Genomic DNA, 14,890 nt, shown 5'->3' with positions numbered 1-14,890 from the left:
GCCTCAGCGAGCCCGGCGGCGCGGCGGGCGCGCGCTCCGCCGCGGCCTGGCTGTTTGCGAGCTTCGCAATCGCGCCCGCGCTGGCGGCGTGGCTGGTGGCGCGCTTCGTTGCCGCGCGCCGCCGATGAGGGCCATCGTATGCTCGGCGGTTCATCCAAGCGCGAAGGCATCTGCATCATGAAAAGAACCCGGGTCCGTTTCAACGCGTTGTGGCTGTGCCTTGCGTTCAGCTTCCTGCTCGCGGCTTGCGGCAGCAAGGAGGCCGAGCAGCGCACCGCCTTCATCGGCTTCCTGCAGGCCCGCGTGCTCGACAAGCCCGGCCTGCGCGTGCCCACGCCCACGGCCGACGAGAAGGCCTCCTTCGGCGACTATGCGCAGCACTACGCGGTGATCGCCGACTTCAACGAGGGCATGAACAAGTCGGTCAGCCAGCCGATGGGCCAGGTCATGGCCAAGGGCGCGCTGCGCTCGATTGCCGACCTGGCGTCGCGGCGCGACGACCTCAAGGCCGCCAAGGACGGCCTGGGCGGCCTGCGCAACGCGCTCGACCAGGAACTGGCCAAGGCCGATGCCGCGCACGCGAAGCTCAAGCAGCCCGACGACCTGAAGCAGGTCTACGACAAGGCCTACGAGAAGACCGTCTCGGCGCCGGCCGCCACCTTCAAGGAGGTGTTCCCTGCCCTCGACAAGGTGTTCGACGGCGCGCTCGCGGTGGGCGACTACCTCGAGCAGAACAAGTCGAAGATCCAGGTCTCGGGCTCGTCGGTCAGCGTGAGCGATCCGGCCGTGCAGGCGCAGCTCAACAAGATGCTGCAGGAGCTCAATGGCCAGTCGAAGGACATCAATGCCGCCCAAGCCAAGATGCAGGCGATGGTCCGAGGGTCCTGATCAGACGAAGTGGTCGAAGGAGCCGAAGCGCTGCGCCACCAGTGCGCCGCCGGCGTCCACGATGCGCAGGCCGGCTTCGGCGTCGATGCGGCCGATGCGCGTCACGCGCGTGGCGCTTTCCCTGCCGGCCTGTTCGACCGCGGCGCGCGCGGCGGGCGGTGCGGTGAAGACCAGCTCGTAGTCGTCGCCGCCTGAAAGCGCGCAGGTGCGCAGGATCTCGGTGCCGAGGCCGCAGGACGCGGCCGCGGCGATCACGCCGGTGGCCGCATCGGCATCGAGCGTGGCGCCCACCTTGCTCGACGCGAGGATGTGGCCCAGGTCGCCCACGAGGCCGTCGCTCACGTCCACCGCCGCAGAAGCCTTGCCCCGCAGCGCCTGCCCCAGCGCCACGCGCGGCGTGGGCTGCTCCATGCGCCTGCGCGCCTGCGCGAACACGTCGGCGGGCAGTGAGAGCGTGCCGCGGAACGCCTCGAGCGCGAGCCGCGCGTCGCCGAGCGTGCCGCTGACCCAGATGTCGTCGCCCGCGTGCGCGCCCGAGCGCAGCAGCGCCGCGCCGGCCGGCACTTCGCCGAACACGGTGATGCAGATGTTGAGCGGGCCGCGCGTGGTGTCGCCGCCCACGAGCTCGCAGCCGTGCTCGTCGGCCAGCGCGAACAGGCCGCGCGAAAAGGCTTCGAGCCAGGGCTCGTCGACACCGGGCAGCGCGAGCGCGAGCGTGAAGGCCAGCGGCTTTGCGCCGCAGGCCGCCAGGTCGCTGAGGTTCACCGCCAGCGCCTTGTGGCCGAGCCGCGCGGGATCGACGGTCGACAGAAAGTGCCGGCCCTCGACCAGCATGTCGCAGGACACGGCAAGCTGCATGCCGGGCGCGGGCGCGAGCAATGCGCAGTCGTCGCCCACGCCGAGCGGGGAACGCTTGGCGGGGCGCTGGAAGTAGCGTGTGATCAGGTCGAATTCACCCATGGGGCGAGCATAAGCGCTGAACCGCTCACCCCCGCGCGCGCCGGTTCGACATCACCACGTTGTCCTTCTCGATCGGCTGGCCCGCCTGCAGCGCGGCAATCCAGGCCTCGGTGCTTGCCACGGCCGCGAAGTTGCTGTGGAACACGACGCTGAAGACGCGGTGGATTTCCTCGGCGCTGACCTGTCCGGCCGCATTCGAGTACGGCAGCGCGCCGCTCGCGTCCGAAAGGAACTCCACGTTGAGGCCGCGATGCATGGCCTCGAACACGGTGGAGGCATCGCAGTTCTGCGTCATGTAGCCCACCACGCTGAGCGTGTCGATCTGGTGGCGCGCGATCCAGTCGGCAAAGTCGGTGCCGGTGAACACGCTCGGCAAGGTCTTGGTGATGAGGTGGTCGCGCGGCCGCCTCGCAATTTCCGGATGCAGCTGGCCGTTGTGCGCGTCGGCCTGGAACACCGGCGCGCCCTTGGGTGCGTGGTGCTGCACCACGACCACCGGCGTGCCGGCCGCGCGCGCGGCGTCCATGGCCTGCGCGATCTTCGGCAGCGAGCTTTCGACCGGCGGGTACTCGATGGGCAGGCCGCCGCCTTCGAAGTATTCGTTCTGCACGTCGATCACGACGAGGGCGCGGCGCGGGGCGGGGTGGTTGCTCATGGTGGGTGGCTCCGTGTTGCAAGTGGTTGGGATGGCCCGATTGTTCGCGCTGGAGCCTTCGCCAGAAAGTGGCCCGAAAGCCATTCATCGATAAAATCGGGCCATGGCTCGAAAAACCCGGGAAACCATCGCCGTCGTCGCCTTCGACGGCATCAGCCCCTTTCACCTGTCGGTGCCGTGCATGGTGTTCGGCGAAGACCGCACGGAAGCGGGCGACCCGCGTTTTCGCCTGCAGGTGTGCGGCACCGAGCCGGGCCCGCTGCAGACCAATGCGGGCTTCACGCTCGGGGTGCCGCACGGGCTCGAGGCGATCCGGCGTGCGCAGATCGTGATCGTGCCCTCATGGTGCGACGACGGCCGGCCCGCGCCGCCGGCGCTGATCCGCGCGCTGCAGGCGGCGCACCGGCGCGGCGCCATCGTGGTCGGGCTGTGCCTGGGCGCCTTCGTGCTGGCCGAGGCGGGCCTGCTCGATGGCCGCCCGGCCACCACGCACTGGAACCTGGCCGAAGCCTTTGCCAGGCAATATCCGAAGGTCAGGCTGCAGCCCGAGGTGCTGTATGTCGACGACGGCGACGTGCTCACCTCCGCCGGCACGGCCGCGGGCATCGACTGCTGCCTTCACCTGCTGCGCGTGCGCCATGGCGCCGAGGCGGCGAACCGCGCCGCGCGGCGCATGGTGGTGGCGCCGCACCGGCAGGGCGGACAGGCGCAGTACATCCGCCAGCCGATGCCCGCCGCGGCCGAGGGCGATCGCCTTGCGCCGCTGCTCGAATGGCTGGGCCGCCACCTCCAGAGCCCGCACGAGCTCGACAGCCTTGCGCGGCGCGCACTGATGAGCCGGCGCACCTTCACGCGGCGCTTTCGCGAGGCCACCGGCACCACCGTCGGCCAATGGCTGCAGAACCAGCGGCTTGCGCTCGCGCAGCGGCTACTGGAGACCACCGACCGGCCGGTGGAACGCGTGGCCACCGACGTCGGCTTCGGCTCGGCGGTGTCGCTGCGAAAGCACTTCGCGGCGGCGTTCAAGGTGTCGCCCACGGCCTACCGCAGGCAGTTCTCGCAGGAGGCGGTGGCCGCCTAGGCTCCGCCGCCGCGAAAGCGCAGCGCCGCCTGCCGCACTACCTCGGCCAAGAGGCGCTCCTTGCCCTGCTTCTCGCGCAGCCAGCGCGCATCGTTGCGGTTGGCTTCCACGCTGGTGCGCAGCTCGCCGAGCGCTTGCGTGGCGTTGAGCGCCTCGCTGTGCCATTCGAGCTGCGTCATGGTCATGAGGATGTGGTCGCGCAGCGGCATGTGCTGGCCGCTGGCCGGGTCGACGTATACCGCATCGAGCCCGAAGCGGCAGGCCTGGAAGCGGTTGTAGGTGTAGACGAGGTAGTCGTCCTCGGTCGGCTCGAAGGGCTGCTCCTGCAGGAACCATGCGGCCAGCGACTGCACGTAGCCCGCGAGCGCGGCCGCGCGCTCGACGGTGAGCGGCGTGTCGAACACGCGGATCTCGATGGTGCCGAACTCGGGCTTGGGCCGGATGTCCCAGTAGAAGTCTTTCATGCTGCGCACGACGCCGGTGCGGGTCATGCGCTCGAAGTACGCTTCGAACTCCTTCCAGCTCAGCGTGAAGGGCGCGCGGCCCGAGAGCGGAAACGCGAACACCGAGTTGAGCCGGGCCGAGTCGAACTGCGTGTCCTGCCCCTGCACGAACGGCGACGAGGCCGACAGCGCAATGAAGTGCGGGATGTAGCGCGACATGCGGTGCAGCATCAAGAGCGCCGAATCGGCATCGGGGCAGCCGATGTGCACGTGCTGGCCGAAGATGGTGAACTGCTTGCTCAGGTAACCGTACAGCTCGGACAGCTCGCGAAAGCGCGGCTTGTCGTAGATGCGCCGCTCGTGCCACTGCTGGAAGGCATGCGTGCCGCCGCCCACCACCGCGATGTTGAGCTTGTCGGCGTTCCTGATGAGCGCCTCGCGGATCGGCGAGAGCTGCGTGATCACGTCCTGCGCCGAATGGCAGATGTCGGTGGAGATCTCGATCATGCTCGAGGTCATCTCGGGCACCACGCTGCCGGGCAGCGGCGTCTGCGCCATCAGCCGCAGCATGTCCTCGGCATAGGGCGCCAGGTCGTAGTCGTGCGTGTTGACGAGCTGCAGTTCGAGCTCCACGCCGAGCGACAGCGCTTCGGAGCGGTTGAAGGGCTCGAGCTTGACCACGCGGCTCGCGGGGTCCGCGGGCAGGGCGGGCGAGCGGAAGTCGTCGCTGTCGGGCAAAGGCATGGCCGCGGTCATCGCTGCGTGTCCTCCGTGGTGCTGAAGGCCTGTGGGGTCCAGGGCACCGAGCTTTCGCCCACCGCGTGGATGGCCACGGTGGCGAGCACGGCGCCCATCACTTCCATCAGGAGAATCGAGGGCAGGGCCACCTGCGTGATCATGGTGCCGAGCAGCGGCGACGCGGTGGTGAAGTTGGAGGCGATGAGCAGCGCGATCGACGACAGCGGCGACATCGCGCAGCCCACCCAGAAGGCCTGGTTCCAGCTCGCGCCGCTGCCCGGGTTGGCAATGGCCACGCCGGCGATCTTGGCGAACAGGCGGATGCCGATCACCGCCAGCACCACGCTGGCCACGGGCAGCGTCCAGTCGGCCTGCGCCGCCACGATCGACACCAGCACGAACATCAGCATGGTGAGCAGCGACGAGGCCGTGCCGAGCTGCCGCTGCCAGGCCCAGGGCTTGGGATTCAGCGTCTTGAGCAGCACTCCGCCGATCAGCGCGGCCAGCGGCGCCGAGCCGCCGACGTGGGCCGTGAGCGCGCTGGCGGCCGCAATGAGCGCGAGCAGCAGGATCGAGGTGTTCTCGCTCGTCGGGCTCATGAAGCGCAGCGCCGTGCGCAGCGCCAGCGCGAGGATGGCACCAACCACGAACGACAGGCCGAGCACCACCGCCACCGGATAGAGCTTCTGCAGCAGCGTCTGCGGCGCCCGTTCGATCAGGCCGGCCTGTGCATAGCCGAGCGCCAGCGCATAGAAGGTGTTGAGCGTGGCCAGCGTCATGGCGCGCTCGGTCACCGGCCCCGAGGCGCGGGTGTCGATGATCACGCGGCTCAGCACCGCCGGCGAGGCGACGATGGCCATCAGCGCGATGGGGTTGGCCACCGGATCGGGCAGGCCCAGCAGCTGCAGCATCCAGAACACGCCGAAGTAGGTGAGCGTGGCCTCGAGCAGGCTCTGCACCAGCACCATCGGGTTGTGGCGGAACCAGCGCAGCGGCAGCCGGCCGCCGGCCTCGAACAGCRCCACGGCCGCGCCGAGCTCCAGCAGGAACAGGCTGATGCCGCGCAGCGGCCAGATCGCGCCTTCGAAACCGGCCAGGCCGGCCACCGCGCCGACCATCGAATAGCCCACCACCTTGGGCAGGCCCAGGTAGCGCTGCACCAGGTGGCCGGAGGCCGCCGCCGCGGCCAGCAGCAGCGACCACAGCACCGTGGGCAGGCCGGCCGAAGGGCGCAGCCACTCGGACCAGAAGCCCAGCAGATCGTTGATGAGATTCGTCAAATTCATGCAGGTAGAAAAAAGCTGATGGGCCGGCTGCGCCAGCGCGCCCAGATGGCGCTGCGGATGCGTGCGCGGTCACCCAGGCTGACGCTGTGCGCGCGCAGCGCCAGCCGGAATGCGAAATAGAAACTCACGCTCACATTGAGCGCGCCGATCACGGGAATAGCCGCCACCGCCCACCACAGCGCGGGCTGCTGGAGCACCGCCATGCCCGTGGAGGCCGCGGCCGCCGCGATCTGCCCGGCCGACAGTGTCACGTGGCGCACGTCCAGCCCGAGCCCGAAGAAACCCGCGAATGCGGGCAGCAGTCCGAGCATGAGCCCGAGCGAGATGTTGGAGGCAAAGCCCGATATGTGCGTGCGCATGAAGGTGGCCCAGCGGCGGGCGCGGGCGGCACCCAGAAAAGCGCCGATGCGAGGGTTGTAACGCATGGCGGAGTCCAGGCGATGCAGGACAAAGGCGTTTTCTGTCCAGCCCCCGACGATGCTGGCCGCGAACAGCAGCACGCCGGTCAAGGCCGCGAAGAGCGCGGTCGGGCCCGCCAGCGAGAGCGATTGCAGCGTGGCCGCGGCATGCGCGGTGTCCAGCAGCGGCCGGCCGAGCGCGAACTGCACCAGCAGGGCGAGCGCCAGCATCGCGGGCACCACCAGCCCCACGTTGCCCAGCACGGCCGCCACCTGCGAGCGCACCAGGTTGGCCACTTCGTCGACGAAATCGGCCACCGCGGCATCGGTCTTGATGTCGCGCAGCCGCGCTGCCATGGCGGGCGCCGTCATCGCGGGCTGCTTGGTGGCCAGCGTCAGGTGCAGCAGCTGGATCGCGACAAAGCTCGCGGCATACATCAGTCCCGACCAGAGCCCGCTCCAGAAGGCCGACAGCGCGAGCGAATAGATCCCGAACTTGAGCAGCACCGTCAGCGCAGTGAGCGCGCCGCCGCCCGCGGCCTTGCGCACCATCTGCAGGTAGCTGGCGCGGTCGCGCGTGATGTAGTGCTCGCCGGTCTCGGCGCTGCGCTCGGTCACCTTGGCCGCGAGCATCGAGGAATTCGACGCGATCAGCGCGCGGATGCTGTTGCGCTCGCCGCCGGCCAGCACCAGCCGGCCCACCAGCCGCGCCACGCTGGGCGCGGGTGCGGGCGAGATCAGGCAGTCGAGCAGCTCGCGGATGCGCAGCACCCGCTCGCGCAGCTGGCGCAGCCGGAACACCAGGCCGACCGAGATGCCGTTGTCCTCCAGGTGCGTGTAGACCGAGGAGGCGCTGGCGCGGCAGGCGTCGAGCCGGTCGCGGAAGGCCAGGAACGCGGCCTGCAGCGCGTCTTCGTCGCGGGGTGCCCGGAACATCTGCTCGCGCAACGCGTCGAGATCGGACATCAGCGCATGGAAGGCGCGGCTCTCGCTCGCCGCGCTCATGCGCAGCCGCAATTCGGGCGAGAAGCCGGCCGCCACCACCTGGCTGCTGCAGTAGGTGACGGCGTCCATCACGGTGTGGCGCCAGCGCGGAGCGCCATCGATGTCGTCGAGTGCGGCGTCGGCCAGCAGATTGCCGATGCGCGCGAGCTGTGCGTCGTCGAGCAATGCGATCCAGCCCGCGTCGAACGCGCCGGGCAGCACCATGCGGAACAGGTCCGAGGCGTCGGTGGTCTCGGGCGTGCCGGGCAGGATCTTGCGGCGCAGCCGTTCGGTGAGCTCGCTCACGAAGGCGGTGCGCGGCGCAAAGCCGTAGTCCGCGAGCAGCGTGGTCAGGTCGACCGCCTGCGTGAAGGCGCGCCACCATGCACGCAGCCGCCCGCGCAGCTCGGGCCGCGCCTCGACCGCGTCGAGCAGCAGCGACACCCGCCCCACCGCCGCCTGCGGCGACGCACGGTCGCCGCGCAGCCAGTCGAAGACGTCGATCAGCCAGATGTGGCGCTGCGCCACATCCGCCGTCGGATCAAGCCGGGCCAGCAGCCCCTGCAGGTCAAGCGATGCAGCAGCCATGAAAAAACTTAAAAAGGAGAACCAAATACCAGAAACACCGAGGAACCGGCTCCGCCGGGCCTCAGGTGTTGCCCCCGGTGAGGGGGAGGGAGAAGCGACACGAAGTGCGCGGAGCCTGGGGGAGTGCTAGTGCAGTACGCGTGAAACGGGCGCCCCGCCGATGTCCGCCTCCAGCACGAACATCGGAATCGGCACGTCGAAGCGCTCGCCGTCTTCCGTCACCATGAAGTAGCTGCCGTGCATGGTGCCGCTGGGCGCCTGCAGGCGGCAGCCGCTGGTGTAGCGGAACGATTCGCCGGGCGCCAGGAGCGGCTGCTGGCCGATCACGCCCAGGCCCTTGACCTCCTGCGCATGGCCCGAGGCGTCGTTGATGAGCCAGTGGCGGGCGATGAGCTGGGCGCTGGTCTCGCCCTCGTTGGTCACGGTGACGGTATAGGCAAAGGTGTAGATCTTGTCCTTGGGCGAGGACTGGTCTGCGAGATAGCGCGGTTCGACCTGGACGCGGATGGGGCTGTGCGGCATGCGCGCGATGGTAACTGGAGCCTTCTCTTGCACTGCTTTCCGGGTTTTCCGCCGGCTGCGACAATCGGGGGCATGAGCAGCACGCCGTTCCGCATCGCCCCCTCCATTCTCTCGGCCGATTTCGCCCATCTGGGCGACGAACTGGCCAAGGTCATCGCCGCCGGCGCCGACTGGATCCATTTCGACGTGATGGACAACCATTACGTGCCCAACCTGACCTTCGGCCCGATGATCTGCAAGGCCCTCAAGCCCTATGCCAAGACGGCCGACGGCGAGGCGGTGCCGATCGACGTGCACCTGATGATCCAGCCGGTCGACGCGCTGGCCGCCTCCTTCGCGGAAGCGGGCGCCGACTACATCAGCTTCCACCCCGATGCCTCGCCGCACGTGAACCGCAGCATCCAGGCCATCAAGGGCGCGGGCTGCAAGGCGGGGCTGGTGTTCAACCCGGGGCTGGGGCTGGAGGCGCTGGACTGGGCCATCGACGACATCGACCTGATCCTGATCATGTCGGTGAACCCCGGCTTCGGCGGGCAGAGCTTCATCGATTCGGCGCTGCGCAAGATCGAACTCGCGCGCAAGCGCATCGAGCAGAGCGGGCGCGACATCCGGCTGGAGGTGGACGGCGGCATCAAGGTGGACAACATCGCGCGCGTGGCGTCGGCCGGTGCCGACACCTTCGTGGCGGGCAGCGCGATCTTCAATGCCAAGGACTACGCGGCGGTGATCTCGGCCATGCGCGACCAGCTGGCAGGCGTGGTCGGCAAATAAAACCCCGGCTCAGCGCTTGACCTTGTCGTTGTAGACGCGGTCCGTGACCGGCCCGCGGTCGGTGTCCACGCTGCCGCGTTCGATGTCCTCGTGGCCCTTGCGGCCGATCTCGGGCGGCTTTCCGTTCGGCGTTTGCTGGCTGTCGGAAGACTCGTCGCGCTCGTGCGGCAGGCGCGGCGCCGAATCGCCGCCCTGCCGGGTCTTGGTGTCGCCGCCGCCGGCGTCCCGCAGCGGGTCGCTCGGGTCGGCCGGATCCTTGGTACGGGGCTTGGTGCTGCTCATGGCGCTCGGTTCCTTTTTGCTGCGGTGTCTGTGTGCATCCACGACCGAGCCTGCATGGCGCGCCGCCCGCAGCCGGTAGGACAGCCCAGGCATGCCCTGTAGGCACGGCGCGCCGCTATGAAACGAGTAGCGTCTTTGCGCGCAGGGGAAGGCCTCCGCAATAATCGCCCGGATGTCCTCCGATCCTCTTGCCGCCGCTGCTGCCGCCACCGACAACCTGCGCATCCATACCTTCGCCGCGCTGGAGCCGGGCCCGCGGCTGCTCGTGCTGGGCGGCGTGCATGGCGACGAGACCTGCGGCACCGCGGGCATCGAGCGCGTGCTGGCCGAGCTCGACGGCGGCACCTTCCGGCTGCGGCGCGGGCAGCTCACGCTGGTGCCCGTTGCCAACCCGCTGGCGCGGCGGCGCCTGCAGCGCGAAGGCGAGCGCAACCTCAACCGCCTGTTCAAGCCGAGCGCTGCGCCCGCGGACTACGAAGACCGGGTCACCAACGTGCTGTGCCCCATCATCGAGCGGCACGACGTGCTGCTCGACCTGCACTCCTTCCAGAGCGAGGGCGAGGCCTTCGCGATGATCGGCCCGCGCGACAACGCCGGAACGCTCGAGCCCTTTGCACGCGCCAGCGAGGAAGGGCTGCTTGCGCTGCACCTGGGCACGCCCATCGTGGTGGAGGGCTGGCTCGACATCTATGCCGCCGGGCTCGCGCAGCGCTCCGCCGGCATCGCGGTGGGCGAGGACGCGATCGACTTCGGCCGCGGCACCAACGAATACATCCGCAATTGCGGCGGCTACGGCGTCACGCTCGAATGCGGCCAGCACCGGGACCCGAAGGCGCCCGAGGTGGCCTGGCGCGCCATCCGCCGCGCGCTCGCGCTGCTCGGCATGGCGGCGCTGCCACAGGGCCTGGCGGGCACGCCGCCCGCGCCGCCCCGGCTGCTGCGCCTGGCGAGCGTGACCGACCGGCTGCACGAGGACGACAGCTTCGTGCGCGACTGGGCCACCTTCGATGCGGTGCAGCGCGGCGAACCCATCGGCATGCGCCGCGACGGCACGCTGGTGAGCGCGCCGGACGACGGCTTCATCGTCTTTCCCAACGCGCTGGCGTTGCCCGGCGCCGAATGGTTCTACTTCGCGCGCCCGAGCGAGCGCGTGCTCGGGTCCGTGGCCGCCGTCCGCGCCGCCTGAACCTACGGCAGGCGCCGCCGCGCTCCTACATCGCCGAGCGGCCCGGGGCGCAGAGTCTCGAGGCTGAAGGAGTGTGTCCATGGCAGTCTCGAAAAAAGCCCCCGCGCCGCGCGTCCTGTGGAAGGGCGCGATCAGCTTCGGCCTCGTCCACATCCCGGTGGCGCTGTACTCGGCCACCACCGACCACGGCATCGACTTCGACTGGCTCGACAAGCGCACGATGGACCCGGTCGGCTACAAGCGCATCAACAAGAAGACCGGCAAGGAGATCGCGCGCGAGAACATCGTCAAGGGCATCGCGTACGAAGACGGCGAATACGTGGTGCTGAGCGACAAGGAGATTGCCGACGCCTATCCCAAGACCACGCAGACCATCGAGATCGAGAGCTTCGTGCCCGCCAACGGCATTCCCTTCGTCTACCTCGAGCGGCCCTACTACGTGGCGCCCATCAACCGCGGCACCAAGGTGTACGCGCTGCTGCGCGAGACGCTGCAGCGCACCCAGCGCATCGGCGTGGCGCGCGTGGTGATCCAGACCAAGCAGCACCTGGCCGCGCTCGTGCCCGTGGGCCCGGGGCTGGTGCTGAACCTGCTGCGCTGGGGCGCCGACATCCGGCCCTGGACCGAACTGCCGCTGCCCTCGGAAGACGCGAAGAAGGCGGGGCTGCGCGAGCACGAGATCAAGATGGCCGAGCAGCTGGTCGAGGACATGAGCGCCGAGTGGGATCCGGACGACTACAAGGACGAGTTCAAGGACGAGATCCTGCGCCTGGTCGACCGCAAGGTGGCCGCGGGCCAGACCGAGACCGTGACGCAGATCGAGCCCGAGGAGGGCCAGGCGCTGGAGAGCCGCGGCGCGAAGATCATCGACCTCACCGAGCTGCTGCAGCGCAGCCTGCGCAAGGGCGGTGGCGGCGGCAAGGCGGCCGCGGCCGGCGAAGACAGCGGCGATGAAGAAGAAGAGGCGCCCGCGGCAACCAAACCGAGGTCCAAGGCCAAGCCCCGGGCCCACGGCAAGACCGCCGCAAAAAGCAGCAGTAGCGGCGCCGCGCGCAAGCGCACTCCGGCCAAGAGCGCCACCGCCCGGCGCCGCGCGGCATGAGCGCGCGCATGGCCACGGCGCAGAAGGCGCCGCGCATCACCCACGCGGAGCGCCTGATCGACGCCGCCAGCGGCCTCACCAAGGGCGATCTCGCGGCCTACTACGCGCGCGTGGCGCCGCTGATGCTGCCGCACCTCGAAGGGCGCCCGGTGGCGCTGGTGCGTGCGCCCGACGGCGTGGGCGGCGAGCTGTTCTTCCAGAAGCATGCGCAGCACAGCGACATCGCGGGCATCAAGCTGCTCGATCCCGCGCTCGACCCGGGCCACGACCCGCTGCTGCAGATCGACACCGCCGAGGCGCTGGTCGGCGCGGCGCAGTTCAACACCGTCGAGCTGCACACCTGGAACGCCACCTCGCGCGCCCTCGGCAAGCCCGACCGCATGACCTTCGACCTCGATCCCGGCGAAGGCATCGACTGGCAGCAGATGCAGGAGGCGGCGCTGCTGGTGCGCGTGCTGCTCGACGAGCTCGGCCTGCCGTCGTTCCTCAAGACCAGCGGCGGCAAGGGGCTGCACGTGGTGGTGCCGCTGCGGCGCCAGTTCGGCTGGGACGAGGTGCGCGGCTTCTCGCGGGCCATCGTCGAGCACCTGGCGCGCACCGTGCCMGAGCGCTTCGTGGCCAAGAGCGGGCCGCGCAACCGCGTGGGCCGGATCTTCGCGGACTACCTTCGCAACGGCTTCGGCGCCACCACCGTGAGCGCATGGTCGGCGCGCGCGCGGCCGGGCATGGGCGTGTCGGTGCCGCTCGCCTGGGAAGAGCTGCCCGACCTGGACAGCGCCGCCCACTGGACGGTGGCGAACATCGGCCCGCGCCTGGCCACCGGCAACACGCCCTGGGACGCGATGGAGCGCAGCCGCACCGGCCTGCGCGCCGCGATGCAGATGCTCGGCTTCCTGCCTGAGTGACTGCGTGAGCGGGGCCGCGGGCCTACTGCGGCACTTCCTCGGTCGTCACTTCGAAGCGCTTGAGCGAGTTGGCGCCGAACACCATGGTGATCGGCACGTCGGCCGCGTCGCGTCCGCGCGCAATCACGATGCGGCCGATGCGCGGCACGTTGTGGCGCGCATCGAAGGTGTACCAGCGCTCGCCCAGGTACACCTCGAACCAGGCGCTGAAGTCCATCGGGGAGGGCACGGGCGGAATGCCGATGTCGCCCAGGTAGCCGGTGGCATAGCGCGCGGGAATGTTCATGCAGCGGCACAGCGTGATCGCCAGGTGGGCGAAGTCGCGGCACACGCCCGTGCGCTCGCGGAATCCCTCGAGCGCGGTGCGCGTGGCGCGCGCGCTCTGGTAGTCGAAGCGCAGGTGCTCGTGCACGAAATCGCAGATGGACTGCACGCGGTGCCAGCCCGGCGCCACGCTGGAAAAGTTGCTCCAGGCGAAGGCGAGCAGTTCGCTGTCGACCTCGCAGTAGCGGCTCGGCAGCAGGAAAGGCAGCGTGGCGACCGGCAGGTCCGCCGCCGCGTGCTCGGCGGCGCCGAAGTCCACCGGATCGGCCCAGCCCGGGTCGAACACCACCGCATGGTTGCGCAGCCGCACGCTCGCTACCCCCGCGGGAATGCGCACGCGCGCGCAATGGTTGTCGAAGCCGTCCACGTAGTAGTCGGTATGCAGCGGCGGCGTGAGGGTGACGTGCTCGCCGTCCTGCAGGTCCGCCGCGCGCGAGGGGTGGACATGCAGCATGTAGACCAGTGCGGTGGGCGCCGTGACGGCGAGTTCGATGTCGAAACCGATCTTGATCTGCATGTTTCTTTCTTTCTTCCCTGTGTGAATGGCTTCGGTCCACGAATGCCCAAGCAGGCTTCGTGCCGACCGTGTTCGATGCTACGGCTGCGCACCGGGCGCGGATGCGGGCCGACACGCCAGCCCGCGTAGGCGGCAGCCAGCCGCTGTCGGTGCGCTCCTACCGCGTAGACGCCGCCTCTCCCACAAGCGCGGGCGAGGCGCCACTACGGGTAACAGTGTGAGAAAAACATAACCTTTGGATTCGCTCGCAACTGCCCCCGCGAACCCGCTTTCGTGGCTTCATGGAGGCCGCAGCGCAAGCATCGAGTTGTTCAATCTGATCTGCTGGAGCGAATCATGGATCTGTCGTCGCTGTTCGATTCACTCACCGGTGCTTGGGGGGATGAAATCCTGTTCTGGGTGGTGGCCGCCGTGGCGGGCTTCATCTGCCTGATTGCGCTGGTGAACGTGCTGGACCTCTTTCTCGACAACGAAGCCGACCCTCCCATGAAAGACCCTCGATGACGCCTCAGAACAAGGCTGCCGCCGGACGCCGCTCTAAGGCCACGGACGGCAGCAACGCCAAGCAGCAGCAGCTCGATGGATTCGCAACCGATCATGCGCCCAATCTGACGACCAACCAGGGTCTTCAGATCCCCGACAACCACAATTCGCTCAAGGCCGGGGTGCGCGGGCCCACGCTGCTCGAAGATTTCATCCTGCGCGAGAAGATCACGCACTTCGACCACGAGCGCATCCCGGAGCGCGCGGTGCATGCGCGCGGCTCGGCGGCGCATGGCTATTTCCAGGTCTACAAGTCGATGTCGCAGTTCACCTGCGCCGACTTCCTGCAGGACCCGGACGCAAAGACGCCCGTTTTCGTGCGCTTTTCCACCGTGGCCGGCTCGCGCGGCTCGGCCGACACGGTGCGCGACGTGCGCGGCTTTGCCGTCAAGTTCTACACCCGCGAAGGCAACTACGACCTCGTGGGCAACAACATCCCGGTGTTCTTCATCCAGGACGCGATGAAGTTTCCCGACCTGATCCACGCCGTGAAGCCCGAGCCGCACCACGAGATGCCGCAGGCCGCCAGCGCGCACGACACCTTCTGGGATTTCGTCTCGCTCATGCCCGAGAGCACCCACATGCTGATGTGGGCGATGAGCGACCGCGCCATTCCGCGCAGCCTGCGCATGATGGAAGGCTTCGGCGTGCACACCTTCCGCTTCGTCAACCTGCGCGGCGAGAGCCATTTCGTGAAGTTCCACTGGAAGCCCAAGC

Annotated in this window: 16 protein-coding genes; 8 read left to right on the top strand and 8 right to left on the bottom strand. The window is 69.2% G+C overall.

Annotated features, from left to right (window positions below; genetic code table 11):
- The first annotated feature begins 177 nt into the window (after positions 1-177).
- The gene (locus AC1DOC_RS02070; RefSeq protein ID WP_478081208.1) at positions 178-888 is read left to right on the top strand and encodes a DUF3053 domain-containing protein; all 711 of its coding nucleotides are present in this window, start codon (positions 178-180) and stop codon (positions 886-888) included.
- Here the strand turns inward: AC1DOC_RS02070 and thiL are convergent, their stop codons facing one another.
- Together thiL and AC1DOC_RS02060 are read right to left on the bottom strand one after the other, a co-directional pair.
- Positions 889-1,848: a thiamine-phosphate kinase gene (gene thiL / locus AC1DOC_RS02065; RefSeq protein ID WP_478083994.1), complete on the bottom strand. Its 960-nt coding sequence runs from the start codon at positions 1,846-1,848 to the stop codon at positions 889-891.
- Between the two features lie 25 nt (positions 1,849-1,873).
- Positions 1,874-2,503: an isochorismatase family protein gene (locus tag AC1DOC_RS02060; RefSeq protein ID WP_436287190.1), complete on the bottom strand. Its 630-nt coding sequence runs from the start codon at positions 2,501-2,503 to the stop codon at positions 1,874-1,876.
- A 103-nt stretch (positions 2,504-2,606) separates the two neighbouring features.
- Here AC1DOC_RS02060 and AC1DOC_RS02055 point away from each other — a divergent pair, with 103 nt between their 5' ends.
- Positions 2,607-3,584, top strand: coding sequence for a GlxA family transcriptional regulator (locus AC1DOC_RS02055; RefSeq protein WP_478081206.1), 978 nt, complete (start codon positions 2,607-2,609; stop codon positions 3,582-3,584).
- On the opposite strand, the gene AC1DOC_RS02050 is transcribed toward AC1DOC_RS02055, so the two are convergent.
- The 4 genes from AC1DOC_RS02050 to apaG form a co-directional block, all read right to left on the bottom strand.
- Positions 3,581-4,783 (bottom strand): YbdK family carboxylate-amine ligase, encoded by a 1,203-nt coding sequence (locus AC1DOC_RS02050; protein ID WP_478129338.1) that lies wholly within the window; start codon positions 4,781-4,783, stop codon positions 3,581-3,583. The two genes, AC1DOC_RS02055 and AC1DOC_RS02050, sit on opposite strands and share 4 nt — an antisense overlap.
- On the bottom strand, positions 4,780-6,051 hold the full coding sequence (locus AC1DOC_RS02045; RefSeq protein ID WP_478129337.1) for a cation:proton antiporter: 1,272 nt from the start codon (positions 6,049-6,051) through the stop codon (positions 4,780-4,782). Before AC1DOC_RS02045 ends, AC1DOC_RS02050 begins: the two co-directional genes overlap by 4 nt.
- Entirely contained in the window at positions 6,048-8,021 is a 1,974-nt protein-coding gene (locus AC1DOC_RS02040; protein ID WP_478081204.1) for a site-specific recombinase, read from the bottom strand. The genes AC1DOC_RS02045 and AC1DOC_RS02040 overlap by 4 nt, the downstream gene beginning before the upstream one ends.
- A gap of 126 nt (positions 8,022-8,147) precedes the next feature.
- Positions 8,148-8,543, bottom strand: coding sequence for a Co2+/Mg2+ efflux protein ApaG (gene apaG / locus AC1DOC_RS02035; protein WP_012745656.1), 396 nt, complete (start codon positions 8,541-8,543; stop codon positions 8,148-8,150).
- A 72-nt stretch (positions 8,544-8,615) separates the two neighbouring features.
- Here apaG and rpe point away from each other — a divergent pair, with 72 nt between their 5' ends.
- Positions 8,616-9,314 carry a ribulose-phosphate 3-epimerase gene (gene rpe / locus AC1DOC_RS02030; protein WP_278877598.1) on the top strand — a complete coding sequence of 233 codons (699 nt, stop codon included), beginning with the start codon at positions 8,616-8,618 and terminating at the stop codon, positions 9,312-9,314.
- A 9-nt stretch (positions 9,315-9,323) separates the two neighbouring features.
- Here rpe and AC1DOC_RS02025 read toward each other — a convergent pair whose 3' ends face one another.
- Positions 9,324-9,596 (bottom strand): hypothetical protein, encoded by a 273-nt coding sequence (locus tag AC1DOC_RS02025; RefSeq protein WP_436301283.1) that lies wholly within the window; start codon positions 9,594-9,596, stop codon positions 9,324-9,326.
- 172 nt (positions 9,597-9,768) lie between these two features.
- Between AC1DOC_RS02025 and AC1DOC_RS02020 the strand changes: the two genes are divergently transcribed.
- The 3 genes from AC1DOC_RS02020 to ligD all read left to right on the top strand — a co-directional run bounded on the left by AC1DOC_RS02020 (position 9,769) and on the right by ligD (position 12,789).
- Positions 9,769-10,782, top strand: coding sequence for a M14 family metallopeptidase (locus AC1DOC_RS02020; RefSeq protein WP_478083992.1), 1,014 nt, complete (start codon positions 9,769-9,771; stop codon positions 10,780-10,782).
- Between the two features lie 79 nt (positions 10,783-10,861).
- Complete coding sequence (ku, locus tag AC1DOC_RS02015; RefSeq protein WP_478083990.1) at positions 10,862-11,884, top strand: non-homologous end joining protein Ku; 1,023 nt, start codon at positions 10,862-10,864, stop codon at positions 11,882-11,884.
- On the top strand, positions 11,881-12,789 hold the full coding sequence (ligD, locus tag AC1DOC_RS02010; RefSeq protein WP_436287195.1) for a non-homologous end-joining DNA ligase: 909 nt from the start codon (positions 11,881-11,883) through the stop codon (positions 12,787-12,789). The genes ku and ligD overlap by 4 nt, the downstream gene beginning before the upstream one ends.
- A gap of 22 nt (positions 12,790-12,811) precedes the next feature.
- Here ligD and AC1DOC_RS02005 read toward each other — a convergent pair whose 3' ends face one another.
- On the bottom strand, positions 12,812-13,630 hold the full coding sequence (locus AC1DOC_RS02005; RefSeq protein ID WP_478081201.1) for a transglutaminase-like domain-containing protein: 819 nt from the start codon (positions 13,628-13,630) through the stop codon (positions 12,812-12,814).
- 336 nt (positions 13,631-13,966) lie between these two features.
- Between AC1DOC_RS02005 and AC1DOC_RS02000 the strand changes: the two genes are divergently transcribed.
- Together AC1DOC_RS02000 and AC1DOC_RS01995 are read left to right on the top strand one after the other, a co-directional pair.
- Positions 13,967-14,134, top strand: a complete 168-nt coding sequence (locus tag AC1DOC_RS02000; RefSeq protein ID WP_012745663.1) for a hypothetical protein — start codon at positions 13,967-13,969, stop codon at positions 14,132-14,134.
- Positions 14,131-14,890 (top strand): catalase (locus AC1DOC_RS01995; protein ID WP_478129336.1); only part of this gene is annotated, 760 nt, incomplete at its 3' end. The genes AC1DOC_RS02000 and AC1DOC_RS01995, both read left to right, overlap by 4 nt.

Source organism: Variovorax sp. 01T439_2, assembly GCF_056398445.1.
The sequence above is the reverse complement of the archived record's forward strand: the minus strand, read 5'-3'. Positions and strand labels throughout refer to the sequence as shown.